Genomic DNA, 25,829 nt, shown 5'->3' on the forward strand with positions numbered 1-25,829 from the left:
AAGATGGCTTTTCAACTTATTCTTAATATAATACTTGCTTGTTTGTGGATGTTTCTTGAGTCATCATTTAGTTTTGCGACATTTATCATTGGCTTTATTATCGGGATATTTTTGCTTTTATTTATGCGACGCTTTCTTGGGTCAAGATTTTACCTTTTCCGGTTATTTGCCCTCGTTAAACTAGTTTTCCGTTTCTTACATGATTTAATAGTTTCAACGGTTCATGTAAGTCGAATTGTTTTGAAGAAAGATATGAACATTCGTCCGGGGATTTTCAGATACGATACAACACTTGAAACTGACTGGGAAGTAACTATGCTTGCGTTATTAATTACATTAACTCCTGGTACACTTTCGATTGATATTTCAGATGATTATAAAGCAATCTATGTTCATTCACTGCACGTTCCGAATATCGAAGAAGAAATTGCGACGATTCGTAAATCTTATGAAGGTGCGATTATGGAGGTGTTCCACGGATGATTATTCAAATAGCTTTATCCATTGGTTTACTTCTTTATTCGATTTCTACCTTCTTATATCTTTACCGTATTTTAAAAGGACCAACTACTTCTGATAAAGTCGTGGCGCTTGATTCTATTGGCATGAATTTAGTGGCAATTGTTGCCCTCCTTTCAATGTTTTATGACACCCATGCCTTTTTAGATGTTATATTACTTATTGCGCTCCTTGCCTTTATTGGGACGGTTTCCTTTGCTAAATTTATTGAGAAAGGGAAGGTGATTGACCGTGAACGTGATAATTGAGATTATTATTTCTATTATGATTTTAATTGGTGGCTTGCTTAGTATTCTGGCGGCAATTGGTGTTATCAGACTACCGGATGTTTATACAAGAACACATGCTGCTGGGATTAGTAATACATTTGGCGTTAGCTTGCTTCTTTTTGCAACGGTTGGTTATTTTTTCCACTCAGGTGAAGGTTTTAATGCACGAGTGCTTCTGGCAGTGCTGTTTATTTTCTTAACGACTCCAGTAGCTTCCCACCTTATTAACCGGGCCGCTTATGATACTGGTGTGCCGCTAGCTATTCGAATTCGTGACCAATTGCGTTCGGTGAAAAAAGACGACATCAAGAAAAAGAAAAGCCTTATTATTCGCCAAGAACAAATTGAAAAAGCGCGACAAGAACGAGAAGAATTGGAAGAACGAATGGAATGGGAACGACGCGAAGAAAAAATCGATGAGCGTGAAGATCAAGAAGAGCAAGAACGCGAACGCGAGGAACAAACGATTGAAGAACAGTCGGATGATTCCGAGCATGAAATCATCGAACAAGATGAAAGTGAAACTGATTCAGACGAAGATGAATCAGAGAAATAAAATAAGCATGGCGAGAGTTCATCAATTGACCTCTGCCATGCTTTTTATTTTCGTTTCTTTTTAACTGCTATAGTACATCTGCTAATACAAATTAGTTTTTCCGTTTCGTCAGTGATTTTAATTTCCCAGACTTGGGTACTTCTGCCAAGGTGGATTGCTTCCGCGGTTGCTGTTACTAATCCTTCTTGTTTTGAAGCAAGGTGGTTGGCGTTAATTTCTAAACCAAAGACGATTTCATCAGGTTCAATTGATTTCGCAGCACCAATACTCGCAGCATGTTCTGCCAAAACAACAGAAACTCCGCCATGCAAATAGCCAAATGGTTGATGAACTTTTTCTGTTACTTCTAACTGAACGACTGCTTTTCCTTTTTCTACTGAAACAATTTCAATGCCAATAGTTTCTTGGAGTCCCATATGTTCCCTTCTTTCCGAATTTGATTTATACTTTATTATATAAGAGTTAGAAGAAAAATTCTAGAAAAGGTTTTTAATAAGCTCATTGTGGTAAAATAAGAATAGACTTTTTGACAGGAGAGATTTGATGTCGATATTTACGAATACACCATTAATTGCATCTATTATTGCGATAGTGTTTGCTCAAGTGGTAAAAGTGCCGATTCATATATTAGTTTACCGGAAGTTTAACCTCGGACTAATGTTTTCCACTGGTGGTATGCCTAGCTCTCACTCGGCTGCGGTTACTGCACTAATGACAACACTCGCAATTGAATACGGGCTAGATTCACCTTATTTCGCGATTGCTGTTGTATTTGGTATTATCGTGATGTTCGATGCGACTGGCGTTAGAAGACAAGCCGGTGAACAAGCAGTTGTTTTAAACAAATTAGTAACAGATTTCCAAGACTTCGTGGAGCATGCAAAAGGGCTAGCGGCACCTGAACAAGAAGAGAAAACGAAGCATTTAAAAGAATTACTCGGCCATAAACCGATGGAAGTTTTCTTTGGGGCTTTGACCGGGATAGCGATTGGATTTATTTTAGAAATATTTATGTAAATAAAAAGCTGACTCATTGTAGTCAGCTTTTTTTCATGAGCAATCCCAGTTATACATAATGTTAGAAAAGTCTCGATTGATTAAATCTTGTTTATTAATGAAGAAGTTCGCAACACCGCAGTCGCCCCACATAATCGCCATTCTGTTATCGTCAAAATCTTCGGAAGCTAATTGGAATAAAAGCGTGTCGTGATGGGGATTTTCTGCATACATACGCGGATCTTCTTGCGTGAAGAACGGATACCCGCCGAGCTGACTGCCTTCATTTGCTAGATTGTATAGCTCATCAGCCTTATCTTCCTCATCAGCAAAAATCTGATCAGCTAACTCATAAAAATTATTACCAAACTCATTTTCAAAATCAAAGCTATCTTGTAGTAAAATTTGATCCGATACTTGACCAGTTATTTTAAATTCTCCATTCACAACTGGATAAAAATCTGTTTTCGCTACATCTTCAAAAAACGCATCTTGTTCTTCTTTGGACAGGCTCTCGCTCCCTAAGTCATCAAAGAAAAACACCCGAAAACCTTCCTGGCTAGTAGGATTTTCAAAATTAAGTCCATATAAATCATCTTGATAATCTACATAAAAAGCAAGCAAGCCAAATTCTGGATAATTTTCCATTTGCGGCATTTCCGAAAAATTAATTTGTGCCAAAAGAGAAAGCGGCTTCCCTTCTTCCGTTACAGGATAACCTTGTTCTTTAGGCAAATAACCGCGTCCACCAGCTTTACTTTGAAGTAATGATAGCGTGCCCGCTTCTTTAAAATGTATTTCGATGCGCTCTTTTTCTGTTTCCAAAAAGCGTTCGGCCCATTCACTTGGAAGTATATCAAAAAGTTGTTCCATGACTTACCTTCTTTCTTTTTTTCTAATTATACCATGAAAAAAGCGCCATATCTGACAAAAGCAGATACAGCGCTTCTTGACTTTTTATTTATAGAATTTGAATTTACCTTTACTTGCCAAGACGCCTGAACCACCAATTAGTAATAGCGCACGGTCATCAATAACTTTTTTCATAACGGAAGCTGGGTAGCCTTTTAGGTTTTTGCCGAAAACAACACCGATTGCGTCGTTATCACCTAGTGAGCAAACTGTTCCTTTTTCATGATAAACAAAGTCTTGTAGATCTGTTTCGCCTTTAACTAATTTAGCTAAGTTCACTGCAGCCACATCTGCTTGTTGCATTGCAATTTGAGCAGTTGGCGGGAATGGACGATCGTTTGCAGGGTTGATGATTAGTGAGCAGTCACCAACAATTAAAATTTCTTCATTACCAGGAACGGTTAAATTGTTGTTTACTTTCACACGACCACGACCAGCTTCAAAACCAGACGCTTCAATAACACTGTTACCACGAACTCCGGCAGCCCAAATAATTGTCGCTGCTTTAATTTCGCGTACTTCTGTTTCACTTTCAGCATATTTAACGCCGTCAGCTGTAGCTTCTTTGACTGGTTTACCAACATGGAATTCTACGCCGCGATCTTCTAGTACACCAACACCATAATCAACGAGTTTCGCATCAAATTGTGGTAATACTTTTGGAGCTGCTTCCATACAATAAATGCGCACTTTTTCGCGTGGCACATCGTACTCTTTCACTAGTTCTGGAATGCGATTAGTTAATTCCCCAAGAAACTCAATTCCAGTAAAGCCAGCGCCACCAACGATAATTGTTAATAATTCATCGCGTGGATCTGTTTTCCATTTAGCAAATTGCGCTTCAATGTGCGCACGGATTTTTTTAACGGATTCTACACTTGTAATAGTGAAGGCATATTCTTTCAAACCACTGATTCCAAATGTTTCTGCTTCTGACCCAAGTCCAATCAATAAATAGTCATAGCTGATATCGCCATTTGCATCTAGTGTGACTGTTTTTTCGTCTTTATTAATTTTTACTACAGTATCTTGGATAAATGTCGTTTTTGTATTGTTAACGACTTTGTCTAATGGATACATTAGTTTTTCTGGCTCAATTGTTCCAGCTGCTGCTTCATGTAACCAAGTCGTTTCGTGGTGGTAGTCATTCTTATTCACTAGAACGATTTCGGCATCCAAGTTTCTTTGTTGTAACTTACGTAAAGTTTTTAGTCCCCCGTATCCTGCTCCGAGAATGACAATTTTTGGTTTACTCATCTGTTATCACATCTACTTTCCCTTATATTTTTCTTCACAAAAAAAATTGCATTAAGAATTTCTTACTGCACCTATGTAGATTGCGCTAAAAATCTACTGCAACCAGTGAAAAAAGCGGAACTGGTAAGTACCAATTATATTCCCTCTTTCACAGCTTACAAACTATATCATAGACTTTTTAACTTGCATTTTCAAGGAAGCGAACTCAAGGGTTTATGCTTCTTAGCGGTAAGGTTAGAGTGGTATATGATTTTTTTCACAATAAACCTCTGAGATGACTTGGTTTTCGTAAAAATCTTTTATTTGAGTGGTAATTGGTCTAGTTCATTTTTCCGGATTTTTTAATACCACAATCCCGTAAACATTCTTTTTCAAAAATATATGCTAAAATATGCTTATTGCAACTTTAGCTATTTCATAGGGAAATTAGGAACTAGGGGGTGATGTATTTTGGATGAAAAAACAAAAATTTATGATATCACGATCATTGGTGGTGGACCGGTTGGGCTATTCGCTGCTTTTTATGCCGGAATGCGCAATGCGAGTGTGAAAATAATAGAAAGTTTACCGCAATTAGGTGGACAACTTTCAACGCTTTATCCTGAGAAGTATATTTATGACATTCCAGGCTATCCTTCTGTTCGCGCACAGGAACTCGTTAATAATTTAATACAACAAATGAAACCATTTGATCCGACAGTTGCGCTTGAAGAAGCAGTTCAAAGCGTTGAAAAGCAAGTCGATGGCACATTTGAAATCATCACGAAGAAAGATACACATTATAGTAAAGCAATCATTATTACTGCTGGTAACGGAGCATTTGAACCAAGACGTTTAGATCTTCCGGAAGCTGAACAATACGAAGGAAAAAACATTCATTATTTCATTAATGATCTTAGTCGCTTTTCCGGTCGCCGCGTTGCTGTTTGTGGTGGCGGGGATTCTGCGGTTGACTGGGCGCTAATGCTTGAAAAAGTGGCAAGCTCTGTTTCAATCGTTCATAGACGTAACGCTTTTCGCGCGCACGAACATAGCGTTAACAATTTAGAAAAGTCATCCATTGCGATTAAAACTCCATTTATTCCAACAGAAGTTCTTGGTAATGGTGATAAATTAACACATATTACGCTTCAAGAAGTCAAAGGTGATACGACAGAAACGCTAGAGATTGACGATTTCATTATTAACTACGGTTTCGTTTCCTCGCTCGGACCTATTAAAAACTGGGGCTTAGAGCTAGAACGCAACTCGATTATCGTGAATTCCAAAATGGAAACAAATATCCCAGGGATTTACTGTGCTGGTGACATTTGTACTTATGATGGTAAAGTAAAACTAATTGCGACAGGATTTGGTGAAGCGCCGACTGCCGTAAATAACGCAATGAATTTCATTGATCCAAAAACCCGAGTGCAACCAATGCATTCCACATCTTTATTTGAATAACAGCAAAAACCACGAGGCAACTTGTGGTTTTATTTTTTACTCACCGGGAAAAGTTCTTTGTAGATATTTTTTAGGAGGAGATTAGCAATGAATGTACTCGTAATTGGCGCAAATGGCAAAATCGGCCGTCTTTTAGTAGAAAAACTCGCCATGGAAAAAGGCTTTTTCGTCCGAGCAATGGTTAGAAAAGCAGAACAAGTAAGTGAACTTGAAAAACTTGGCGCAAAACCAATAATTGCCGATTTAAAAAAAGATTTCCACTATGCCTATGATGAAATTGAAGCGGTTATTTTTACAGCTGGCTCAGGTGGTCATACGCCTGCATCAGAAACAATTAATATTGACCAAAACGGCGCCATTAAAGCAATCGAAACTGCCAAAGAAAAAGGTGTACGTCGTTTTATCATTGTTAGCTCTTACGGCGCAGATGACCCAGAAAGCGGTCCTGAATCTCTCGTCCACTATTTAAAAGCAAAAAAAGCCGCCGATGACGAACTCAAACGAAGCGGTCTAGATTACACCATTGTGCGACCAGTCGGCCTTTCAGACGATCCGGCTACAGGTAAGATCTCAGAAGTCTCAGGAAAACCTAAAACAAACATTCCTCGCGCAGATGTTGCAAACTTTATTAGTGAGGCTTTAACTGAGAAATCCAGCTACTATAAAACCTATACTATCGAAAGCGGCGAAACACCAATCAGCCAATTTTTTGATTAATAAAAAGCGATGAGCCAGATTACGCGCTCATCGCTTTTTTCTATATTAAAACGGATTTTCTTCCAAAAATGTATATATATTCGCAACCAATTCCTCCGCTGTTTCTCCGCGAACCACTTCTCCGTCCACTAGAGCAAACAAACTTGTCGCGCATAAATCACAATATGTCAGACAATCATATTCAATCACGTCTAAACTATCATCCGCATCTAATTTCGCAAACGCCGCATCTGCCCCGCTCGCCAAATTATTAACGCAAAATTCCACAATCGGATTCATTTCTACTTGCCTCCTAGACTGTTACATCGTTGCCAAGTAACCACGGTCGGTCATTACTTGATAAATATCTTTCAACCGAGGATTGCCTTCCGCGATAATTTCACCGTCAACCACAATGACTGGATACATATAATCTTCATCAACAATCTTATTCGCCATATCTGCTAAAGCCGCTTCATTTGGCGGATTAAAAATATCTACATATTCCACTACAAAAGGCTGTCCTGAAAACTTCCGACCAATCGCAGCTCGAAGCCATTCCTCTGTTTCTTTCGAGGACGGTGCTCCGACACAACTCGCACAAATAGTCGTTGAACCATATACATATAATTTCGCTTCATTTACCATCATGCTTCACCTCACTATCATTGTACAAAAACCTACCCCAAAAAGCGACTAAGCTGTCTCATTTAGCATAACTATTAAACTTTATGAATTTTTATAAAGATATGAATTGACACAAATTTCTAGATATATTATAATATTTCCAATACATTGCAAATCTTTAAAGCAGTAGTGTATTAGCATGATAAACTATCTCTAGGTTGTACCCGTGATTTCACGGTCAACATATAAGTAACACTCCCTTTAACAATTGGGCGCGCAACCCAATTGTCTTTCAACCTTACCAGTTGAAAGAGCACGTTCCTTTCTGAGCCTTAGGAACGTGTTTTTGTTTGGCCCGTTCGAAGCAAAGCGAGTTACGGGCCAAATATGCATACGAGCAAAGCGAGCATGTAATCCTTCCAGTAAAGTGCGCCCTCCACACAAAAACTTCCCTCCCATCAAAATCCATCCACCATCAATCTAAAACCCTTCATCCCATTCGGCCCGTTCGGAGCAAAGCGAATTACGGCCCAAATATGCATACGAGTGAAACGAGTATGTAATCCTTCCCGTAAACTGCGCCCTCCACACAAAAAGTTTCTTCCAATTAAAATCCATCCACCATCAACCTAAAACCTCCATCCCATTCGGCCCGTTCGAAGCAAAGCAAATTACGTCCCAAATATGCATACGAGCAAAGCAAGCATGTAATCCTTCCCGTAAACTGCGCCCTCCACACAAAAAGCCCCCACCCACCAAAATCCATCCACCATCAACCTGAAACCCTCCATCCCATTCCACCATTCAAAGCGAACCAAATCACCCCCCAACCAAAAACTAACCATTCAATATTTTTAGAAAAATTTAAAACCTAACAACTAATTTATATGTTATATATATCCAAAAACCCACTTCCCACACCTACCAACAAGCGAAACCCTTTCTCCCGCCTACATCCCCGCTCTAAAAAACAAATATGTCCAATTATTGAACCTCCCTCTACTTTCACTAAATTTCTTTTAGAAAACCCATGATTTATGAAGAGCCTTCATGGTATTATAACTTTGCTTTGAAGTGTATTCGATTGAAACCACTAGATTCTCGACTAATTTTGTTGCTGAAATAGTCAGTTTTAACGAATAACTAATTACGAATACATTCCAAAAAACAAGGAGGAAATTAGACATATGCAAAAAGCAATCAAAATAATGTTAGCTTTATTTTTAATCACAACCGTATTTTTACCTTTTAGTAATGTACGGGGAGCATCAACTGATGTAGTAAATATCCCAGATCCGTATTTAAAAGAAGGTCTTAAAACCATCGTAGGAAATCCGTTGCTAGACGAATTAACTGAAGCACAACTTGAGACGATTAGTACAGCGGATATTTCCTATATGTTCGGTTCATCTGGATATGCTGTCACTGGATTAGTTAGAGATTTAACTGGTCTCGAAAAAGCGGTCAATTTGACTAAATTATATTTTTCAAACCAAACAGAAATCACTAATTTAAATCAGATTAAGAATTTACCTAAGCTGAAAAAAATCGTTGGTATTACTACTGGATTGAATGATATTAAAGCTCTTGGCGAAATGCCAGCGCTCGAAGAAGTAGAACTAGGCGGGGATTATATTACTGATTTCACTCCCTTACTTGAAAAAGAAAACTTAAAATCATTTTCTTATAATTCGTATGCTTGGTTAGATCCAGCATATCACCAAATCGATAATGAAGAATTTACAAAATTTGCAAACCTTAAATCACTCGAAACTTTAGATGTAACTTGGAATAATATTTCTGATTTAGCAGCATTAACTGCAGATGATCATATTACACACTTAAATCTAAGTTACAACAAGTTCACTAATGTAGCTCCAATTGCTACGATGAAAAAACTTAAAGTCCTTTATTTAAACAATAACAACCTAACTTCCATTGATTCTTTAAATACACTTAGAGGATTATCTATTGCTTACGCTGATAATAATAGCATTACTGACTTAAGTAAGTTAAAAGACTTTTTTGAAGGCATGGCAGTCGTTGGTGATTATAAAGGTTTACAAGTTAACAACCAAACTATCACACTTCCAACTATTAATATTAAAGAAGGGGCAACAGCTATTTCAAACAACCCTACTTTAGATATTGATGGAGAAAAAATGCCTGTTTCTAGCATTTCTGACGATGGAACGGTATCGGATGATAATAAAACAGTCTCTTTCTCAAACTTACCAATTGGAACTAAGACTGTGACTTACAACGCGACATTCACAGCTACTTCCGCTAAAGGAGTACCGCTTAGTTACTCCATTAAAGTATCACAACCAATTAAGGTATCTGAAAAAACAAATTCAGCTGTAAACGTATTTTATAAAGATGAAAATGGCGATGAATTAGCTCCAAGTGAAACAATTTCTGGTAAATCCGGAGAAAATTACCAAACAACAGAAAAAACAATTACTAACTACAAACTAAAAGAAATCGAAGGCCAAGCTTCCGGACAATTTGGCGACAGCGATACAACAGTCACTTATGTTTACGAAAAAGCAGATGGCGCTCCTGTTACCGTTAAATACGTTGATGGTGATGGCAACGAACTTGCTACTTCCGACACACTGAATGGCAAAATCGACGCTTCTTACCAATCGACAGCCAAAAGTATCACAGGTTGGGCAGTTAAAACCACTCCTGCCAATGCTAATGGCGTATTTACAAATGCTAACCAAACTGTCACTTATGTTTATGAAAAAGCAGACGGCGCTCCCGTTACCGTTAAATATGTCGATGGTGATGGCAACGAACTTGCTACTTCCGACACACTGAATGGCAAAATCGACGCTCCTTATCAATCGACAGCCAAAAGCATCACAGGCTGGGCAGTCAAAACTACGCCCGCCAATGCTAACGGCGTATTTACGAACGCTAACCAAACTGTCACTTATGTTTATGAAAAAGCAGACGGCGCTCCTGTTACCGTTAAATATGTCGATGAAGACGGCAACGAGCTTGCTACTTCCGACACACTGAATGGCAAAATTGACGCACCTTATCAATCGACAGCCAAAAGCATCACAGGTTGGGCAGTTAAAACTACACCTGCAAACGCTAATGGCGTATTCACAAACGCTAACCAAACTGTCACTTATATTTACGAAAAAGCAAGCGGCGCTCCCGTTACCGTTAAATACGTTGATGAAGACGGCAACGAATTAGCTACTCCTGACACGCTGAACGGCAAAATCGATGCTCCTTACCAATCGACAGCCAAAAGTCTTTCTGGTTGGGCAGTTAAAACTACGCCTGCCAACGCTACAGGAGTATTCACAGACACTAACCAAACTGTCACTTATGTTTACGAAAGAGTAGATGGCGCTCCTGTTACCGTTAAGTACGTCGATGGCGATGGCAACGAACTTGCTATTCCTGACACACTGAATGGCAAAATTGACGCACCTTACCAATCGACAGCCAAAAGCATAACAGGTTGGACAGTTAAAACTACTCCAACCAACGCTACAGGAGTATTCACAGACACCAACCAAACTGTCACTTACGTCTACGAAAAAGCAGACGGCGCTCCCGTTACCGTTAAATACGTTGATGAAGACGGCAATGAACTCGCTACTCCTGACACACTGAACGGTAAGCTAGATACTTCTTACGCGGCAACAGCTAAAAACTTGAGCGGTTGGAAGTTAACAGCTACACCAGCCAATGCCACAGGTGTATTTACAACAGATGCTCAAACAGTCACCTTTGTATATGCTAAACAAGAAGATGATCCTAAAAAAGAGGATAAAGACAAAAAAACTATTAAAATCAATGAAAACAAACCAAAAGCAAGCAAACCAACCACAATCAAAAAACAAACAAAATTACCGAAAACCGGCGATAATCAACAAGAAAGTATATTGTTCGGATTAATTGGTACATGTTTCGTTCTCTTAGGAATTTACTCAATTTCTAAGAAAAACAGCTAAAACAAACAACTAAAACTCTCTTATCCAGCTGATAAGAGAGTTTTTATTTGGAAATTACTCTAAAGTACACTACTTTCCACCTTGGAAAAACCCAATTTAATTTCTTTAATTTTTTCCGTATCCTGTTATAATAGAGAATATGATAGTGCCTCGCGAAAGGAGAACTATATCCTATGGAAGAAATTAGTTATGCCGAAGTTGATAAAGCTTTAAAAAAGTTCCGGCCGTTTTTAGTTCGTGATGGCGGGGACTATGAGCTTGTGGAAGTGACCCCAGACGGCATTGTAAAAATCAAATTACTTGGTGCATGCGAAACTTGTCCAAGTTCTGATATGACTTTAAAAATGGGAATCGAATTGACTTTAGCAGAGAAAATTATCGGATTTAAAGAAGTCGTTCAAGTATTTTAAGAACTACTATTTTAGCGACCAAAATAAGCGGTCGCTATTTTTGTATAAATATGTTTAGAAATCCTGTAAACGTCTATCATACAATATACATACAGTTAGAAGGAGGTAAGGACAATGGTAGAAAAACAAAGCGCCCTAGAAGCTAAAGCTCGGAGTTGGCTGATTGAACGTGGCGTAGAAATAGATGACATCGCAGAATTGGTATTATTTTTACAACAAAAGTATCATCCCGGATTAGAATTAGAAATATGCCGTCAAAACGTAGAGCACGTGCTTCGTAAACGAGAAGTTCAAAATGCTGTTTTAACGGGCATCCAGCTTGATGTCATGGCCGAAAAAGGTGAACTCGTCCAACCGCTACAAAACATTATTAGCGCTGATGAGGGGCTTTATGGCGTAGATGAGATATTAGCACTTTCTATTGTTAACGTATATGGTTCGATTGGTTTTACAAATTATGGTTATATCGATAAAGTAAAACCTGGTATTTTGGCAAAACTGAACGAACATGATGGCATTGCTGTTCACACGTTTCTGGATGATATTGTGGGAGCTATCGCAGCTGCTGCAGCAAGTCGTCTTGCCCATAGTTACCATGATGATATTGTTAATTAAACAAAAACCAGTAAAACTAGAGGTCATTCCTCCGTTTTTACTGGTTTTTCTTTGCCACGTTTTACTTCCACTTGCCTGATTGAGTTTTTATTCATCGAACGAACGATAAACCGATAACCTTCATGTTCAATCTCGTCCCCTGTTTCTAAGTCAAAGCGTTCGAGCAGCATCCAACCTGATAGCGTATGGACACCCGGACTTTCAATCGGAACGCCAATTGCTTCCTCTACTTCCAAAAGCGGCTCAGATCCCTCTATAATGAAATGATTTAATGCCACCTTACGTATTCCTTTAGGTCCTTTTGCTTCTTCCATATCGCCGACAATCACTTCCATGACATCTTCAAGAGTCACAATACCTGAAGTCCCGCCATATTCGTCTGTTAAAACGACAAATGGTTCGCTTTCTTGTTGCATTTTTACGAGTAATTCTTCTAAAACCATCCCTTCAAATACTTCTAAAACTGGCGATATAAAAGGTTTGATTGATTGTTCTACAATGGCTTCATCTTTTCCAAGACCGGCCATGACTGCACTGACACGTAACATGCCAATGATATGATCTTTGTCTTCATCTTCGGTTACTGGAAAAATATGATATGTATGCTCGGAAGTTAGTTTAAGCAAATCTCGCACTGTCGCTGTTTGGTCAATGGCAATCATCGACATCCGCGGAATCATGACTTCTTTTGCCGGCACATCCCCAAGCTTGAAAATATTTTTCATATAACGAAATTCTTGTGGATTTAAAAGACCTTGCCGGTAGCTATCTTCAAAAATAATTTTGAGCTCAGTCGGTGTCATTTGATCCGCATCATCAGTACGTTTCACACCAAACATCCGCGTAATTAAATTTGCCGAGTTATTTAAAAGCCAATTGAGCGGAAAAGTTAGGCGATACCAATAAACTAGCGGGCGCGCGATGAATAACGCTACTTTTTCGGTACTTTGAATGGTGAATGTTTTCGGAGCTAGTTCCCCAAGCACCACATTTAAAAAGGTAATTAAAATGAACGATACAAAAATCGAAATCGGTTTTTCCAGTGATTCGGGTAGTGGCAGCATTAAAAAAAGTGGTTCTAGCCAACCGCGCATTGTTGCTTCACCGACCCACCCCATCGCAAGTGCTGCGAGTGTGTTTCCTAGCTGACAAGCAGCCAAATAATCATTCATATTGGAAGTTACTTTTTTAACGTATTTCGCTCGTGGGTTATCTGAGGCAAGTAGTTGTAGGACAGTAGGTTTTCGAATTGCAACAATGGCAAATTCACTCGCTACAAAAAAAGCAGTCGCTGCAATTAAAAATACGACAAAAAAATCATTAAATACGTCCATTCCCAGTCCTCCTTATCCCCATTCTATACCCTTTTTCATCGTTTAAACCACAAGTCAGCAACTGCCTCACCATCGATAATTTCGCCCGTTTTCTCAAACCCATATTTCGCATAAAATTTCTCTGCCACATGGTTATCTGGTTCGTAAGACAAGCGTAGTCTTGCAGGTTTTTCTGGCAAATTTTTCACCATTTCGATGATTTGCTCCAAAGCATCCCCGCCGTAGCCTTTACCTTGGTGCTCTTTTCCAGTCATAAAACGTACTAGCCAAAATTCGCCGTCATCCGTATCCATTCCGTACATTGCATATCCAACTGGCATATTATCAGCATAAATGACAATAGAATGATACGTTTCTTCAAAACTTGCTTCGATGATCGAGTACCAATTTTCTGCTACAAATGTTTTCTGGTGAGGATGGACTTGTAATTTAGCCGTTTCATGAAAATTATCTTTCGTTAGCTTTTGTATTGAGACCATTTTTCTAACCTCCTAATTATTAAAAAAAGAGCAGAAAAATTCCGCTCTTCTAGTTAAATTTCCAATCAGTTAGCTTCGTTACAGCATATGTTGGCTGAATCTCTTTGGTTGTTAGTGCCTCTTTTGAAGTGAAACCAGTATGAACGATTAAAGTATCCATACCGTAGTTGATTCCCGCCATAATATCTGTTTCGTAGTTATCGCCAACCATAATTGCTTCGTTTTTTTGAACACCGAGTTTTGCGAGTGCTTGCTCCATAATAATTGATTCCGGTTTTCCGATAAAAACAGGCATCGTTTCTGTCGCGACAGAAACAACCGATGTAATCGAACCATTTCCCGGAAGCAAACCGCGTTCAGTTGGGATTGCCGCATCGCCATTTGTGGAGATAAACATTGCGCCACCTCGAACCGCAAGGGCTGCCTTAGCAAATTTTTCGTAATCTACTTCTCGGTCAAGTCCAACAACAACAAAAGCTGGGTTACTAGAAGTTATTTCAAATCCATTATCAGTTAGTTCTTGTTTTATTCCACGTTCACCGATAACATAAACCGATTTCTCGCGTTTTTGTTCAAGCATAAATTGCACAGTTGCTTGTGAAGTTGTAAAGACGTCACCCGATTCCGCTTGAATGCCCATGCCAGTTAAATGTTCGGCTACTTGATCTGGTGTCTTTGTAGAATTATTAGTTACAAATAAATACGGAATTCCCGCACGTTTTAAATTTTCGATAAAAATGATTGCTTCGGGAATAACTTCTGCTCCGCGATACATTGTGCCGTCTAAATCAATTAAATACGCTTTATAATTCTTCAATTCCAAATTACCTCATTTACTATTTTACTTTTTTAATAACAAAATAAGCACAGCCAAAGTTGCAGTATTCGTAAATATATTCTTTTAACGTGCTAATCTTGTTGTCGTATGCGGCTTTACGGTTGTCGTCTTCAAAGAAACCTTTCAGTCTAAGTTGATCGTAACCCCAGTCACCTACTATATAATCATATCGCCCAAGAATATCGCTAAATCGTTCATTCAATTTTTCCTCGTCAAAAGCATCGCGATAATTGGTGATAATTTCGTAGTTTAAATCTTGAATCGTAATCGTCACGTGTCTTCCTCCTGTCCGTACATTTTTTTGAGTTTCCATTTTAAAATATCTCGGAGTAATTCTGGTGTATATACTTCTTTTCGTTTAATTTGCTTCACTATCGGGAAAAATGGCGCGAATACAAACGTATCATGCGTCGCAATCCGATATTCCCGTGTTTTATCAATCGGTTTATTATCAAAAAGTGCCACTTGATTTTCCGAGTCAAAACTAGCTCTGTCCATCAAAACGGTACCAAAATACTCGCCTCGGAAACCAAAACCTCGAAGCGGAATATCTTGCAGTTCTGCTTTCTTTCGGTAGATTCCGTCAATAAGTATTTCAAGTTCCTCACCAGACATCGTTAAAGCAATCGCATTTAACGGATGCGGTAACATTTGGTGAATATCAAAATCCGTCACAATCCCAGCTTCAAAATCAGTCATAAAAATGCCCGCGTTCATCACAAACGTTTCCGAACCAGTCCATTCACAAACAGCCTCATTCAAAATGTGCGCAATTTCCGAGTCATCAAACCAATTATGCGCTAACTTCCCGGGAATCGCAACTACTTTTTCAGATAATTCATCTCGTCCTTTATCAAAGAAAGCTTGAATTTCTGCCGTTTCATTTGGAGGAATCGGAAGTTTTTCGGTTGCAAAAGTTACTGCTTTTTTAGAGATGATCTGATTATTTTCATCTAGCTCAATAGTAACTTTCCCTACATGCTCGCCCCATCTTCCGGCAGCAGCCAGTAATGCATTTCCTTCTATTTTTCCATTTTCAAGTAAATGATGGGTATGCCCACCTAATATAATATCAATTTCTGGTAATTCTAAAGCAATTCTTTCGTCTGTCGGCAAACCGAGGTGACTCAGTAAAATAACTACATCTGCGTCCGCGTCCAAGCCAGCAATTTGCTTCTTAATCGCACTAATTGGCTCTTCTACTCCCCAGCCCATCTCTTCGTAGTACTCTCTAAATGGCGCCGTCGCACCGATAATAGCAATTTTCACTTGTTCTATTTCTTTATACACAATCGATTTCACCCAGTCCGGCTGCTCGGTGCACTCTTTATCCGCGTAAAAATTACAGCAAACTACCGGGAAAGCCGCGTGCTCGTATAAATTATCCAAGTCTTCATGTGCCAAAGTCGTTCCTTCATTATTGCCAAAAGTTACTGCATCATAAGGCAGCTGATTAAGTAAGTCCGTATTCGCAAGCCCATTTGTCCCTTCAGTAAGCGGATGAACCCGGTCTAAAAAATCGCCAATATCAAAAAAGAGCGCCGCCTTATTTTCTTTATCTGCAGCTGTTCTTTTCTCTTTTAAGAAATTAAAAATACGAGGCCAATGCTCCAAGTGACTATGAACATCATTTGTATGCCATAAAGTTAAATGTTTCATCAATCCACCTCACTCCTCACATATAACTATTGTAGCTCAAAATAGCTTTTTTTACACGCAGTAGGACCGTTTGAATCGTTCAACCTTCATTTTATGTTATGATAGGATATATTGTTTTAAAGGGAAGTGATTTTTTTGGATATTACGCAAACAGTCGAAATTCTTCTAATCTCTGTTTTTGCAGGAGTTGTAGGCTCTTTGCTTGGGCTTGGTGGTGGAATTATTGTAACGCCTGCCTTGACTCTTATTTTCGGGATTGATATTCAGTATGCGATTGGAGCGAGTATTATTTCCGTTATCGCAACAAGTAGTGGTTCCGCCATCGCTTATATCAAAGACGGCATCACCAATCTTCGTGTCGGTATGTTTCTCGAGATTGCCACAACAATCGGTGCAATAACCGGAGCTTTCGTCAGTGGACTGCTCTCGGCTACAGCCCTCTACATCATCTTCGGACTTTTACTTCTATATTCTGCTTTCAACATGATTAAAAAGGTCGGTTCAGAATTTCCTACCAATGTGAAACCAGACCCACTAGCAACAAAATTAAACTTACATGATTCTTATTACGATAAATCTTTACGGCAAACAGTTGACTACCAAGTGGCAAATGTTCCTGCTGGTTTTGGTGTGATGTACGGCGCAGGTATTGCTAGTGGCTTACTTGGAATCGGTAGTGGCGCTTTTAAAGTAATGGCACTTGATGTCTTTATGAAAATGCCGCTCAAAGTAAGTAGCGCAACGAGTAATTTAATGATGGGTGTAACCGCGGCGGCCAGTGCAACTGTGTATCTTTTCCAAGGTGACATCCAGCCCGCGATTGCAGCTCCTGTTGCGATTGGGGTACTTGTCGGCGCAACACTTGGAACGCGCATCATGCAACGTTTAAAAAGCAAAGTTATTCGGATTATTTTTATTCCCGTCATTTTATATGTTGCCTTCCAAATGATTTTAGAAGGATTGGGGTGGATTTAGATGGCAGAGAAAAAAGAAGAAATGTACCGCGTGGAGCTAATTGTTAGCGCACTGCTACGAATCGGTGTTGTCCTTAGTGCGATCATTATCGTTTTTGGCCTCGTTATGCTGTTTATTACCGGCGAAAGTGGCTATCCTGGGGAAACTTACCCGACCTCACTTACAGCGATTTTTAGCGGGCTAGGAACGCTTAAACCATACGCAATTATGATGTTCGGTCTGTTTTGCTTGATTTTAACGCCAGTCCTTCGTGTCGTTGTATCATTGTTTACTTTTTTGAAGGAAAAAGATTACTTATACGTTGGCGTAACTGGGATTGTACTTATTATTTTGGTTATTAGCTTTTTAATTGGAATTAAGGCATAAAAAAGATGGCGCGTAAGTAGCGCCATCTTTTTTATTCTGAAAATAAATCCATTTGCATTGGAGCTAAACCTTGAAACTCAACTTGAAGCGCCTTTTGTAAATGTTTCGCATTATCAGCCGCATCCCCGCCGCTGTTATTATTAAAAATCACAACTACCTCTTTGGACAATTTTTGTAAATGCTCCACATATTTGGTCCACTCGTTAATTTCTTCCTCATTATAACGATAAAGCGTGCGAACCTCGCGCCATTCCGGACTACTTGCTTTCATCCAACCATACTGATTCCGACCATGCAGTCTTACTAGCGTCATCTCACTATTTGTCTCACGAAGCACAATTGGTACACTTCCAGATCCAACTTGTGGTTCATCAACAACCGTATGAATAAAACCTAATTCGCGCAGTAAATCTAACGTCTTTTCTGTATTTTGTTCGCTATACCATGAGTTATTACGAAATTCAATTGCTACAGGCAAATCACCCATTTTCGAAGCGATATATCTTAAATAAGTCACATTTTCTTTCGTACAATTAAAATACGGTGGAAATTGATATAAAATTGCCTGTAGTTTTCCCGTTTCACTTATCGGCGCAATCATATCCATATAAGCCGTATACATCCCATTTTCACTATCAAAATACTGCGACCATTCCTTATGTTTTGTCATCGCCGAAAAAGCCTTTATCACAAAACGAAAATCATCCGGAGTTTGCGCCACCCAGTTTGCCGTTGTTCGCGGAGAAGGAATCGCATAAAAACTCGTATCGACTTCTACCACAGGAAAATGTGCCGCATAATCAGCCAACGTTAATTTTTTTGATTGTAACAATGAATCATGATCACTCCATCCAGTTAACCCGATTGTAATCATCAACCGCCACCCTCTCTATCGTTTTTGATTTATGTTTATTATAACGCAAAAAGGAGGGAGAATCTTTTAATTTGGTTGTTGCTTTACCTTGGATATTTTATGTTTTATACTTTAATTAAAAAAAAGGAGAAAACAGATGAAAAGACTTATTATAATGACTTCAGTTTTTTTCGGAACGATATTAATCGGTTCAGCCTTTACTGGTAGGAAACCTTTTGACGGATCAGATATATCTTTAATAGGCGGATTATCTATTTTTATACTATCTTATTTTATTGCTGGCTTTTTAAGTAGAAAGAAAAACAGCTAAAATTAAATGTAAATAAAAACCCCCTTCAACCACAAAGCTGCAGTTGAAGGGGATTTTTTTGTTATATTAACCAATCGAGCCTTCCATTTCAAACTTAATCAAACGGTTCATCTCAACGGCATATTCCATTGGCAATTCTTTCGTAAATGGTTCAATGAAGCCCATAACGATCATTTCTGTCGCTTCTTCTTCGCTTAAACCACGGCTCATTAGGTAGAAAAGTTGTTCCTCGGATACTTTGGAAACTTTGGCTTCGTGTTCTAATGAGATGTTGCTGTTTAGGATTTCGTTGTACGGGATTGTGTCCGATGTGGACAGGTTATCCATAATGAGCGTATCACATTCGATATTGGAACGTGCTCCGTCTGCATTACGACCAAAATGAACAATTCCACGGTACGTTACGTTTCCGCCTTGTTTCGAAATCGACTTCGATACAATCGTAGAGGACGTATTAGGCGCATAGTGCATCATTTTTGCTCCTGCGTCTTGACGTTGCCCTTTACCGGCAATCGCGATAGAAAGGGTCGTTCCGCGCGCTCCTTCGCCACGTAAATGTACAGCTGGGTATTTCATTGTTAATTTCGAACCAATGTTACCATCAATCCATTCCATTGTCGCATTTTCTTCACAGAAAGTACGTTTTGTTACTAGGTTATAAACGTTATTTGCCCAGTTTTGGATGGTTGTGTAACGGCAGTAAGCGCCTGGTTTTACAATGATTTCCACGACAGCTGAGTGAAGGGAATTCGTTGTATAAACGGGAGCAGTACAGCCTTCTACGTAGTTTACGCTGGCATTTTCGTCGACGATAATTAGTGTCCGTTCAAATTGCCCCATGTTTTCCGAGTTAATGCGGAAATAGGCTTGAAGCGGCGTATCTACTTTGATACCTGGTGGTACGTAGATGAATGAGCCACCTGACCAAACAGCCGAGTTTAATGCTGCGAATTTGTTGTCGCTTGGTGGAATTACTTTTGCGAAGTATTCTTTGAAAATATCTTCGTTTTCTTTTAACGCGGAATCTGTATCTTTGAAGACAATCCCTAAATCTTCTAGGTCTTGCTTCATATTGTGATAAACTACTTCGGATTCATACTGCGCAGATGCACCAGCCAAATATTTTTGTTCGGCTTCAGGAATACCTAGTTTATCAAAAGTACGTTTAATTTCTTCAGGAACTTCATCCCAAGAGCGCACTGTTTGTTCAGACGGTTTCACGTAGTAAGTGATGTCTTCAAACTTAAGTTCTGACAGGTCGCCACCCCAAGTCGGCATTGGCATTTTATAAAATTGCTCTAAAGACTTCAAACGGAATTCTAACATCCATTCTGGTTCTTCTTTAATATTCGAAATTTCTCTTACTACTTTTTCTGTTAATCCGCGTTCTGTACGGAACACAGAGGTATCTTTGTCATGGAATCCATATTGGTATTCGCCAATTTCTGGAATTTCAGTCATGTCGTACCCTCCTTTTCGCTACTTATTTTGTTCCTTCTTTTTCAAAAATCGCTCTCTCCATTGCTTTCCAAGAAAGGGTCGCACATTTGATTCTTGCTGGGAATTTCGCAACCCCGGCAAGTGCCTCAACGTCGCCGTATTCATCAATTGTTTCATGGTCGTGACCTTGCACCATTTCTGAAAATTCACGAGACATTTTTAATGCTTCTTTCTCGGTTTTCCCAATAATGCTTTGCGTCATCATCGAAGCAGAGGCCATCGAAATTGAACAGCCGCTACCAGTGAATTTTGCCGCAACGATTTTATCACCGTCCATTTTTAAATGAAGATGAATTTGATCACCGCATGTTGGGTTGTTGAGGTCGATTGTTACATCGCTATCTGGGAGCTCTCCATTATTGCGCGGATTTTTATAGTGATCCATAATGACTTGTCTATAAAGCTGATCTAATTTCCGGCTTGTCATAATCCAAAATACTCCTTTGTTAACTTGAGGCCATCTATAAGCGCATCAATTTCTTCTTTTGTATTATAAATATAAAAGCTTGCGCGAGCTGTAGAAGAGACATCTAGCCATTTCATCAACGGTTGTGCACAGTGATGACCAGCTCGAATTGCAATTCCATCTTCGTCCAAAATAGTCGCAATATCATGTGGGTGTGCACCTTCTAAATTGAAAGTCACTAAGCCACAACGTTTACTCGCATCTTTTGGTCCATAAATGGTAATGCCTTCGATTTTGCTCATTTCTTCTATCGCGTAGCTGGCTAATTCTTGTTCATGTGCGTGAATATTTGCAAGTCCGACTTCTGCCAAATAATCAATCGCCGCACCTAGCGCAATCGCTCCGCCAATAATCGGTGTTCCAGCTTCAAATTTCCACGGCAGTTCTTTCCACGTCGAATCGTATAATTCAACAAAATCAATCATTTCTCCGCCAAATTCGGTAGGTTCCATCGCATCGAGTAATTCACGTTTCCCATACAAAGCGCCAATGCCAGTAGGAGCCATCATTTTATGTCCAGAAAAAGCATAAAAGTCAGCATCTAAATCTACTACATTTACTTCCATATGAGGCACAGCTTGCGCACCATCAACGAGAATGACTGCTCCAAATTTATGAGCAATTGCTGCGATTTCTTTAATTGGCGTGATAGTTCCGAGTACATTAGAAACATGAGCTAATGCAACGATTTTCGTTTTTTCGCCAATCGTTTTTTTGGCTTGTTCCACTGAAATCGTCCCATCTTCTTCTAGTTCGATATATTTCAAAACCGCGCCCTTGCGTTTAGCTAGTTGTTGCCACGGAATCAAATTAGAATGATGCTCTAGATAAGAAATAACTATCTCATCGCCAGCTTCAATATTTGCTTCCGCGTAACTATCAACAACTAAATTAATCGCTGAAGTAGTACCTCTTGTGAAAATAATTTCTGCAACTTCGCGAGCATGAATGAACTTGGCTACTTTAGAACGAGCTGATTCATATGCATCCGTCGCTCTTGCCGCAAGTGTGTGCACACCGCGGTGAACGTTCGCATTATCAAATTCATAGTAATGAGTTAAAGCCGCAATAACTTGTTTTGGCTTTTGTGAAGTGGCAGCATTATCTAAATAAGCTAGCGGTTTTTCATTTATTTCTTGATCTAAAATTGGAAAATCCGCCCGAATTTTTTGGATATCAATCATTTAGCGCACTTTCCCTTCGATTACTTCACGAAGCATCGTTTTTACACTTTCGATTGGTAACTGACGAACAACAGGATCCAAGAAGCCATGAATAACTAATCTTTCTGCTTCTTTTTGAGAAATCCCACGGCTCATCAAATAGAATAATTGTAGTGGATCAACGCGTCCAACAGAAGCCGCATGTCCTGCAACTACGTCATTTTCATCAATTAATAAAATTGGATTCGCATCGCCGCGTGCTTCTGGGCTAAGCATTAATACACGTGACTCTTGTTGTGCATCAGACTTAGAAGCACCATGTTTAATGTGACCAATTCCGTTAAAAATAGTTGTCGCTCTTTCTTTCATAACACCATGAGATAAAATCGTTCCGTTAGAAGCTTTTCCGTAATGTGTCACGCGAGTTGTTACGTTTTGCGTTTGCTTACCGCGACCAACTGTCACTGTTTTAACATCAGCAGAAGAGCCATCACCCATCAGGTTTGTTACGTTCTCATTAATTGTGTCGCCATCATTCATTAGGCCAAGTGCCCATTCAATTTGGCTGTCTGTTCCAATGTGTCCACGACGGTTCACATATGTCGTAACGCCACTTGCAAGATTATCTACACCGCCAAAAGTAATACGCGCATTTTTCTCAGCGATTACTTCTTCAACAATACTAACAATCCCTTTAGGTGCGTTGTCTACTGTTACATAGTTTTCCACATAAGTGACTGCGCTATTATCATCCGCCACAAGCAACACATGGTTAACAAGTGGAGATTCTGCTTTTTCTTGTACAAAAACAGCTTGAATTGGCGCTTTCACTTCAACATTTTTAGGAACGTAAAGGAAAATCCCACCGTTCACTAGTGCCGCATGAAAAGCAGTCAGTTTATGTTCGTTCACTTGAACTGCATCTGTCATGAAGTATTTTTTCACAAGTTCAGGATGGTTTTTCACAGCGGAAATAATATCTGTAAAAATAACACCTTGATCAACTAGTTCTTGTTGCAACTGAAGTCTCGCAGGTCTTTCATCCATTTGAACGTAAAAATTGGCTTCTTTATTATCTAAATCAACTAAATTCGCTACTTTTTCAGGCAAAGTTTCATTTGTTACGCCTTCTTTAAAAGGTATAAACGTCTCAAACTTCGTGAAATTCCAGCGAGTAATTTTTGTTTTATCCACAAAAGGCAAGTCCAGTTCCCCGTAAGCTTTAAAAGCATTGCGACGGATTTCTAAAAACCAATCCGGTTCATTCGCATTACTTGAAAAAGCGTGGATAAAATCATCTTTAATTGTCATATTTTCTGCCATGATTTTAACCTCACTTCCTTATTGTTGGTCTACTGCTTCTTCTTCCTCAAGTTCAATACCAAGTTCTTGTTTAATCCAGTCATAACCTTCAGCTTCTAAACGTTTAGCAAGCTCAGGTCCACCTTCTTTAACTACTTTACCTTGCATCATTACGTGCACAAAATCTGGTGTAATGTAGTTAAGTAAACGTTGGTAATGGGTAATGATTAAGCAGCCGAAACCTTCGCCGCGCATTTCATTTACACCTTTAGAGACAACTTTAAGTGCATCAATATCAAGACCAGAGTCAATTTCATCTAAAATCGCTAATTTTGGCTCGATCATTAATAATTGTAAGATTTCATTACGTTTTTTCTCTCCGCCTGAAAATCCTTCATTTAAATAACGTTCTGCCATTTCTTCGTCCATATCTAAAATGTCCATTTTGGCATCTAATTTACGGATGAATTGCATTACTGGAATTTCGTCGCCTTCTTCGCGTCGGCTATTGATGGCTGCACGAATGAATTCAGCGTTTGTAACACCGCTAATTTCACTTGGATATTGCATCGCTAAGAAAAGACCAGCACGAGCGCGTTCATCTACTTCCATCTCAAGTACATCTTCTCCGTCAAGCGTGATTGATCCTTGTGTTACTTCATATTTCGGGTGCCCCATAATTGCTGAGGACAACGTAGATTTACCTGTTCCGTTTGGTCCCATGATAGCATGGATTTCGCCAGTTGAAATTTCAAGGTTAACGCCCTTCAAAATTTCTTTTCCTTCTATTTCAACATGTAAATCTTGAATCTTTAAAGTTGCCATAAAAAAGTCCTCCCTAGTGTAAAATTTGCATAATCCTAGTTTAGTATAATTCTAATCTGATTACAACTATAAAAACCAGCACTCTTCGCATTCTCCCCTTCATTCTACTATTAATAGCCGTTTTTTACCAGTTTTCGTGCATTATCACTATTTCCATTTTATTTGAGAATCCATGACATAAAAGGAAGAGCGCTCTATATCAATAGAAGAAAGGTCCTTTTTTACTATAAAAAAGGATTGTATATCTTATTTAGATATGGTATTGTTGTAACGTAACAAATTTGCAACATAATAACTTATTTGTAATAAACGATTATTTATTGAAGGAGAATTTAAAATATGAAGAAAGCAATAATGGCTCTGACCATCTTTGTATTGCTTTTAGCCACATTATCCGGGTGCAGCTCCCCTAAGTCCGACTTCACATCTACTTTAAAGAAAACAGCTGAAAATAAACAATTTACAACGAACGTCACATTCCAAGTAAACAACCTATCTGATAACTACATTAAAAAACTTGGCTCTGATATTGACTTAAATCAACTTAAAAAATCTAACATTCAATATAAAATTTCTGTAGATAGTGATTCTTCCTCTTCCTATAGCGCTTATTCGCTTCACTGGAAAGGCAAAGAACCACTTGATTTAACTCTACACGCGCTCCAAAACAGTGAAGACGGGAAAGCTTATATCCCTGTAGCTGATATTTATGATGCAGCAGACAGTTTTTCAAGCCTACTATCCGATTCAGCAGCTCAGATTTTCAACAAAGTACTCGCGCAAAATAAAGACTTAGAATCTAAATATCTCAACGTATTCGAGACATTCCAAAACTTCTCCAATCAAACAATTGATTCAGAAACCGTTGATCGTCAAGCGGAAGAATTGAAAAAAATTGAAGAAGCCAGTGGTATCGCAATTTACAGCTATTTAAATAACTTAGATGACAAACATTTCACTTCCAAAGATAATGGAGATATTGTTTTAAACCTATCCAAAAACGAAATAAAAGATTTAGTTAATGACGTTTTTACAGCACTTGATAATGACGGAAATATCATCACACTTCTTTCAGAAATTGATGGTAGCTCGCAAAAAGAAGCTCAAAAAAAATGGAATTCCGGTGAAAAAAGCGTTCGTTCTTCGCTAAAAAACCTTACTTCCAATAAAAATCAAACACTCGATTTCAAATTAACGTTAACACCAGATAGTAAGAAAGGTTTCAGTAAAGCCGTTATTACTACAAACTTTGAAGATAGCAAAACAAAAGATTTAATCAACTTAACAACAACCGTCGACATGCTTGATTATGAAAAAGTTCCTCCAATGCCAGAAGGTAAAGACATTGTTTCTAAAAAAGAACTTGATAAAGCCATTTCTGATGGACTGAAACTATATTTAAGTAGTGCTAATTAAAAAAATCCTTTTACCAAATCGGTAAAAGGATTTTTT

The 25,829-nt window shown here is 38.8% G+C and carries 31 protein-coding genes; 13 read left to right on the forward strand and 18 right to left on the reverse strand.

Translation table 11 applies throughout. From position 1 onward, the window contains the following. The first annotated feature begins 3 nt into the window (after positions 1–3). The 3 genes from AC4PG8_RS12220 to mnhG are packed head-to-tail and all read left to right on the forward strand — an operon-like array spanning position 4 to position 1,344. The gene (locus AC4PG8_RS12220) at positions 4–483 is read left to right on the forward strand and encodes a Na+/H+ antiporter subunit E (RefSeq protein ID WP_003768160.1); all 480 of its coding nucleotides are present in this window, start codon (positions 4–6) and stop codon (positions 481–483) included. Then, positions 480–767: a Na(+)/H(+) antiporter subunit F1 gene (locus AC4PG8_RS12225; RefSeq protein WP_003722409.1), complete on the forward strand. Its 288-nt coding sequence runs from the start codon at positions 480–482 to the stop codon at positions 765–767. Before AC4PG8_RS12220 ends, AC4PG8_RS12225 begins: the two co-directional genes overlap by 4 nt. Beyond that, a complete protein-coding gene (mnhG, locus tag AC4PG8_RS12230; RefSeq protein WP_010991214.1) occupies positions 751–1,344 on the forward strand; it encodes a monovalent cation/H(+) antiporter subunit G in 594 nt (197 codons plus the stop codon). Before AC4PG8_RS12225 ends, mnhG begins: the two co-directional genes overlap by 17 nt. A 44-nt stretch (positions 1,345–1,388) precedes the next feature. Here mnhG and menI read toward each other — a convergent pair whose 3' ends face one another. After that, a complete protein-coding gene (menI, locus tag AC4PG8_RS12235; protein ID WP_003763757.1) occupies positions 1,389–1,760 on the reverse strand; it encodes a 1,4-dihydroxy-2-naphthoyl-CoA hydrolase MenI in 372 nt (123 codons plus the stop codon). Positions 1,761–1,887: 127 nt separating this feature from the next. Between menI and AC4PG8_RS12240 the strand changes: the two genes are divergently transcribed. Further along, on the forward strand, positions 1,888–2,361 hold the full coding sequence (locus AC4PG8_RS12240) for a divergent PAP2 family protein (protein WP_003763760.1): 474 nt from the start codon (positions 1,888–1,890) through the stop codon (positions 2,359–2,361). A 33-nt stretch (positions 2,362–2,394) separates the two neighbouring features. On the opposite strand, the gene AC4PG8_RS12245 is transcribed toward AC4PG8_RS12240, so the two are convergent. Together AC4PG8_RS12245 and AC4PG8_RS12250 are read right to left on the reverse strand one after the other, a co-directional pair. Continuing rightward, a complete protein-coding gene (locus AC4PG8_RS12245) occupies positions 2,395–3,213 on the reverse strand; it encodes a YwqG family protein (RefSeq protein WP_492170409.1) in 819 nt (272 codons plus the stop codon). Between the two features lie 84 nt (positions 3,214–3,297). After that, the gene (locus tag AC4PG8_RS12250) at positions 3,298–4,509 is read right to left on the reverse strand and encodes an NAD(P)/FAD-dependent oxidoreductase (RefSeq protein ID WP_003769108.1); all 1,212 of its coding nucleotides are present in this window, start codon (positions 4,507–4,509) and stop codon (positions 3,298–3,300) included. A gap of 450 nt (positions 4,510–4,959) precedes the next feature. On the opposite strand from AC4PG8_RS12250, the gene AC4PG8_RS12255 reads away from it, so the two are divergent. Both AC4PG8_RS12255 and AC4PG8_RS12260 read left to right on the forward strand, forming a co-directional pair. After that, positions 4,960–5,955: an NAD(P)/FAD-dependent oxidoreductase gene (locus AC4PG8_RS12255; RefSeq protein ID WP_003763767.1), complete on the forward strand. Its 996-nt coding sequence runs from the start codon at positions 4,960–4,962 to the stop codon at positions 5,953–5,955. An 87-nt stretch (positions 5,956–6,042) separates the two neighbouring features. Next, on the forward strand, positions 6,043–6,672 hold the full coding sequence (locus tag AC4PG8_RS12260; protein ID WP_010991218.1) for an SDR family oxidoreductase: 630 nt from the start codon (positions 6,043–6,045) through the stop codon (positions 6,670–6,672). A 45-nt stretch (positions 6,673–6,717) separates the two neighbouring features. On the opposite strand, the gene AC4PG8_RS12265 is transcribed toward AC4PG8_RS12260, so the two are convergent. From AC4PG8_RS12265 to AC4PG8_RS12280, 4 genes are all read right to left on the reverse strand, one after another. Then, entirely contained in the window at positions 6,718–6,951 is a 234-nt protein-coding gene (locus AC4PG8_RS12265; RefSeq protein WP_003725587.1) for a YuzB family protein, read from the reverse strand. Between the two features lie 21 nt (positions 6,952–6,972). After that, positions 6,973–7,299, reverse strand: a complete 327-nt coding sequence (locus AC4PG8_RS12270; RefSeq protein ID WP_003768177.1) for a YuzD family protein — start codon at positions 7,297–7,299, stop codon at positions 6,973–6,975. A 240-nt stretch (positions 7,300–7,539) separates the two neighbouring features. After that, the gene (locus AC4PG8_RS12275; protein WP_492170410.1) at positions 7,540–7,722 is read right to left on the reverse strand and encodes a hypothetical protein; all 183 of its coding nucleotides are present in this window, start codon (positions 7,720–7,722) and stop codon (positions 7,540–7,542) included. Between the two features lie 180 nt (positions 7,723–7,902). After that, entirely contained in the window at positions 7,903–8,019 is a 117-nt protein-coding gene (locus AC4PG8_RS12280; protein WP_492170436.1) for a hypothetical protein, read from the reverse strand. A 446-nt stretch (positions 8,020–8,465) separates the two neighbouring features. Here AC4PG8_RS12280 and AC4PG8_RS12285 point away from each other — a divergent pair, with 446 nt between their 5' ends. From AC4PG8_RS12285 to AC4PG8_RS12295, 3 genes are all read left to right on the forward strand, one after another. Continuing rightward, on the forward strand, positions 8,466–11,261 hold the full coding sequence (locus AC4PG8_RS12285) for a MucBP domain-containing protein (protein ID WP_492170411.1): 2,796 nt from the start codon (positions 8,466–8,468) through the stop codon (positions 11,259–11,261). 173 nt (positions 11,262–11,434) lie between these two features. Continuing rightward, on the forward strand, positions 11,435–11,671 hold the full coding sequence (locus tag AC4PG8_RS12290; RefSeq protein WP_003763779.1) for a NifU family protein: 237 nt from the start codon (positions 11,435–11,437) through the stop codon (positions 11,669–11,671). A 114-nt stretch (positions 11,672–11,785) separates the two neighbouring features. Then, positions 11,786–12,286: a phosphatidylglycerophosphatase A family protein gene (locus AC4PG8_RS12295; RefSeq protein ID WP_003769113.1), complete on the forward strand. Its 501-nt coding sequence runs from the start codon at positions 11,786–11,788 to the stop codon at positions 12,284–12,286. Positions 12,287–12,309: 23 nt separating this feature from the next. On the opposite strand, the gene AC4PG8_RS12300 is transcribed toward AC4PG8_RS12295, so the two are convergent. Genes AC4PG8_RS12300 through AC4PG8_RS12320 form a run of 5 tightly spaced genes read right to left on the reverse strand, consistent with a single transcriptional unit; the run spans position 12,310 to position 16,599 of the window. Then, positions 12,310–13,620, reverse strand: a complete 1,311-nt coding sequence (locus AC4PG8_RS12300; RefSeq protein WP_003769115.1) for a hemolysin family protein — start codon at positions 13,618–13,620, stop codon at positions 12,310–12,312. Positions 13,621–13,655: 35 nt separating this feature from the next. Beyond that, positions 13,656–14,099 carry a GNAT family N-acetyltransferase gene (locus AC4PG8_RS12305; protein ID WP_003763788.1) on the reverse strand — a complete coding sequence of 148 codons (444 nt, stop codon included), beginning with the start codon at positions 14,097–14,099 and terminating at the stop codon, positions 13,656–13,658. A gap of 49 nt (positions 14,100–14,148) precedes the next feature. Further along, positions 14,149–14,916, reverse strand: coding sequence for a TIGR01457 family HAD-type hydrolase (locus AC4PG8_RS12310; RefSeq protein WP_185505542.1), 768 nt, complete (start codon positions 14,914–14,916; stop codon positions 14,149–14,151). A 19-nt stretch (positions 14,917–14,935) separates the two neighbouring features. Further along, entirely contained in the window at positions 14,936–15,211 is a 276-nt protein-coding gene (locus AC4PG8_RS12315; RefSeq protein ID WP_003722426.1) for a YutD family protein, read from the reverse strand. Further along, the gene (locus tag AC4PG8_RS12320; RefSeq protein WP_185550917.1) at positions 15,208–16,599 is read right to left on the reverse strand and encodes a bifunctional metallophosphatase/5'-nucleotidase; all 1,392 of its coding nucleotides are present in this window, start codon (positions 16,597–16,599) and stop codon (positions 15,208–15,210) included. Before AC4PG8_RS12320 ends, AC4PG8_RS12315 begins: the two co-directional genes overlap by 4 nt. 132 nt (positions 16,600–16,731) lie before the next feature. Between AC4PG8_RS12320 and AC4PG8_RS12325 the strand changes: the two genes are divergently transcribed. Both AC4PG8_RS12325 and AC4PG8_RS12330 read left to right on the forward strand, forming a co-directional pair. Continuing rightward, on the forward strand, positions 16,732–17,571 hold the full coding sequence (locus tag AC4PG8_RS12325; protein ID WP_003722428.1) for a sulfite exporter TauE/SafE family protein: 840 nt from the start codon (positions 16,732–16,734) through the stop codon (positions 17,569–17,571). Next, the gene (locus AC4PG8_RS12330) at positions 17,572–17,937 is read left to right on the forward strand and encodes a DUF1634 domain-containing protein (protein WP_003763796.1); all 366 of its coding nucleotides are present in this window, start codon (positions 17,572–17,574) and stop codon (positions 17,935–17,937) included. It abuts the gene before it with no gap. 31 nt (positions 17,938–17,968) lie between these two features. Here the strand turns inward: AC4PG8_RS12330 and AC4PG8_RS12335 are convergent, their stop codons facing one another. After that, on the reverse strand, positions 17,969–18,811 hold the full coding sequence (locus AC4PG8_RS12335; RefSeq protein WP_492170412.1) for a DUF72 domain-containing protein: 843 nt from the start codon (positions 18,809–18,811) through the stop codon (positions 17,969–17,971). Positions 18,812–18,947: 136 nt separating this feature from the next. Between AC4PG8_RS12335 and AC4PG8_RS12340 the strand changes: the two genes are divergently transcribed. Further along, a complete protein-coding gene (locus AC4PG8_RS12340) occupies positions 18,948–19,121 on the forward strand; it encodes a hypothetical protein (RefSeq protein WP_041176564.1) in 174 nt (57 codons plus the stop codon). A gap of 66 nt (positions 19,122–19,187) precedes the next feature. On the opposite strand, the gene sufB is transcribed toward AC4PG8_RS12340, so the two are convergent. The 5 genes from sufB to sufC are packed head-to-tail and all read right to left on the reverse strand — an operon-like array spanning position 19,188 to position 24,377. After that, on the reverse strand, positions 19,188–20,582 hold the full coding sequence (sufB, locus tag AC4PG8_RS12345; RefSeq protein ID WP_003722438.1) for a Fe-S cluster assembly protein SufB: 1,395 nt from the start codon (positions 20,580–20,582) through the stop codon (positions 19,188–19,190). 22 nt (positions 20,583–20,604) lie between these two features. Next, a complete protein-coding gene (gene sufU / locus AC4PG8_RS12350; protein WP_003722439.1) occupies positions 20,605–21,048 on the reverse strand; it encodes a Fe-S cluster assembly sulfur transfer protein SufU in 444 nt (147 codons plus the stop codon). Next, the gene (locus AC4PG8_RS12355) at positions 21,045–22,271 is read right to left on the reverse strand and encodes a cysteine desulfurase (protein ID WP_160464760.1); all 1,227 of its coding nucleotides are present in this window, start codon (positions 22,269–22,271) and stop codon (positions 21,045–21,047) included. Before AC4PG8_RS12355 ends, sufU begins: the two co-directional genes overlap by 4 nt. Next, a complete protein-coding gene (sufD, locus tag AC4PG8_RS12360; RefSeq protein ID WP_160464761.1) occupies positions 22,272–23,573 on the reverse strand; it encodes a Fe-S cluster assembly protein SufD in 1,302 nt (433 codons plus the stop codon). A gap of 18 nt (positions 23,574–23,591) precedes the next feature. Next, positions 23,592–24,377 (reverse strand): Fe-S cluster assembly ATPase SufC, encoded by a 786-nt coding sequence (gene sufC / locus AC4PG8_RS12365; protein WP_003768207.1) that lies wholly within the window; start codon positions 24,375–24,377, stop codon positions 23,592–23,594. 339 nt (positions 24,378–24,716) lie between these two features. Between sufC and AC4PG8_RS12370 the strand changes: the two genes are divergently transcribed. After that, positions 24,717–25,793 carry an Lmo2079 family surface lipoprotein gene (locus tag AC4PG8_RS12370; RefSeq protein ID WP_010991227.1) on the forward strand — a complete coding sequence of 359 codons (1,077 nt, stop codon included), beginning with the start codon at positions 24,717–24,719 and terminating at the stop codon, positions 25,791–25,793. The last annotated feature ends 36 nt before the right edge of the window (positions 25,794–25,829 follow it).

This window comes from Listeria sp. MAN/IMW/UF555 (genome assembly GCF_058684075.1).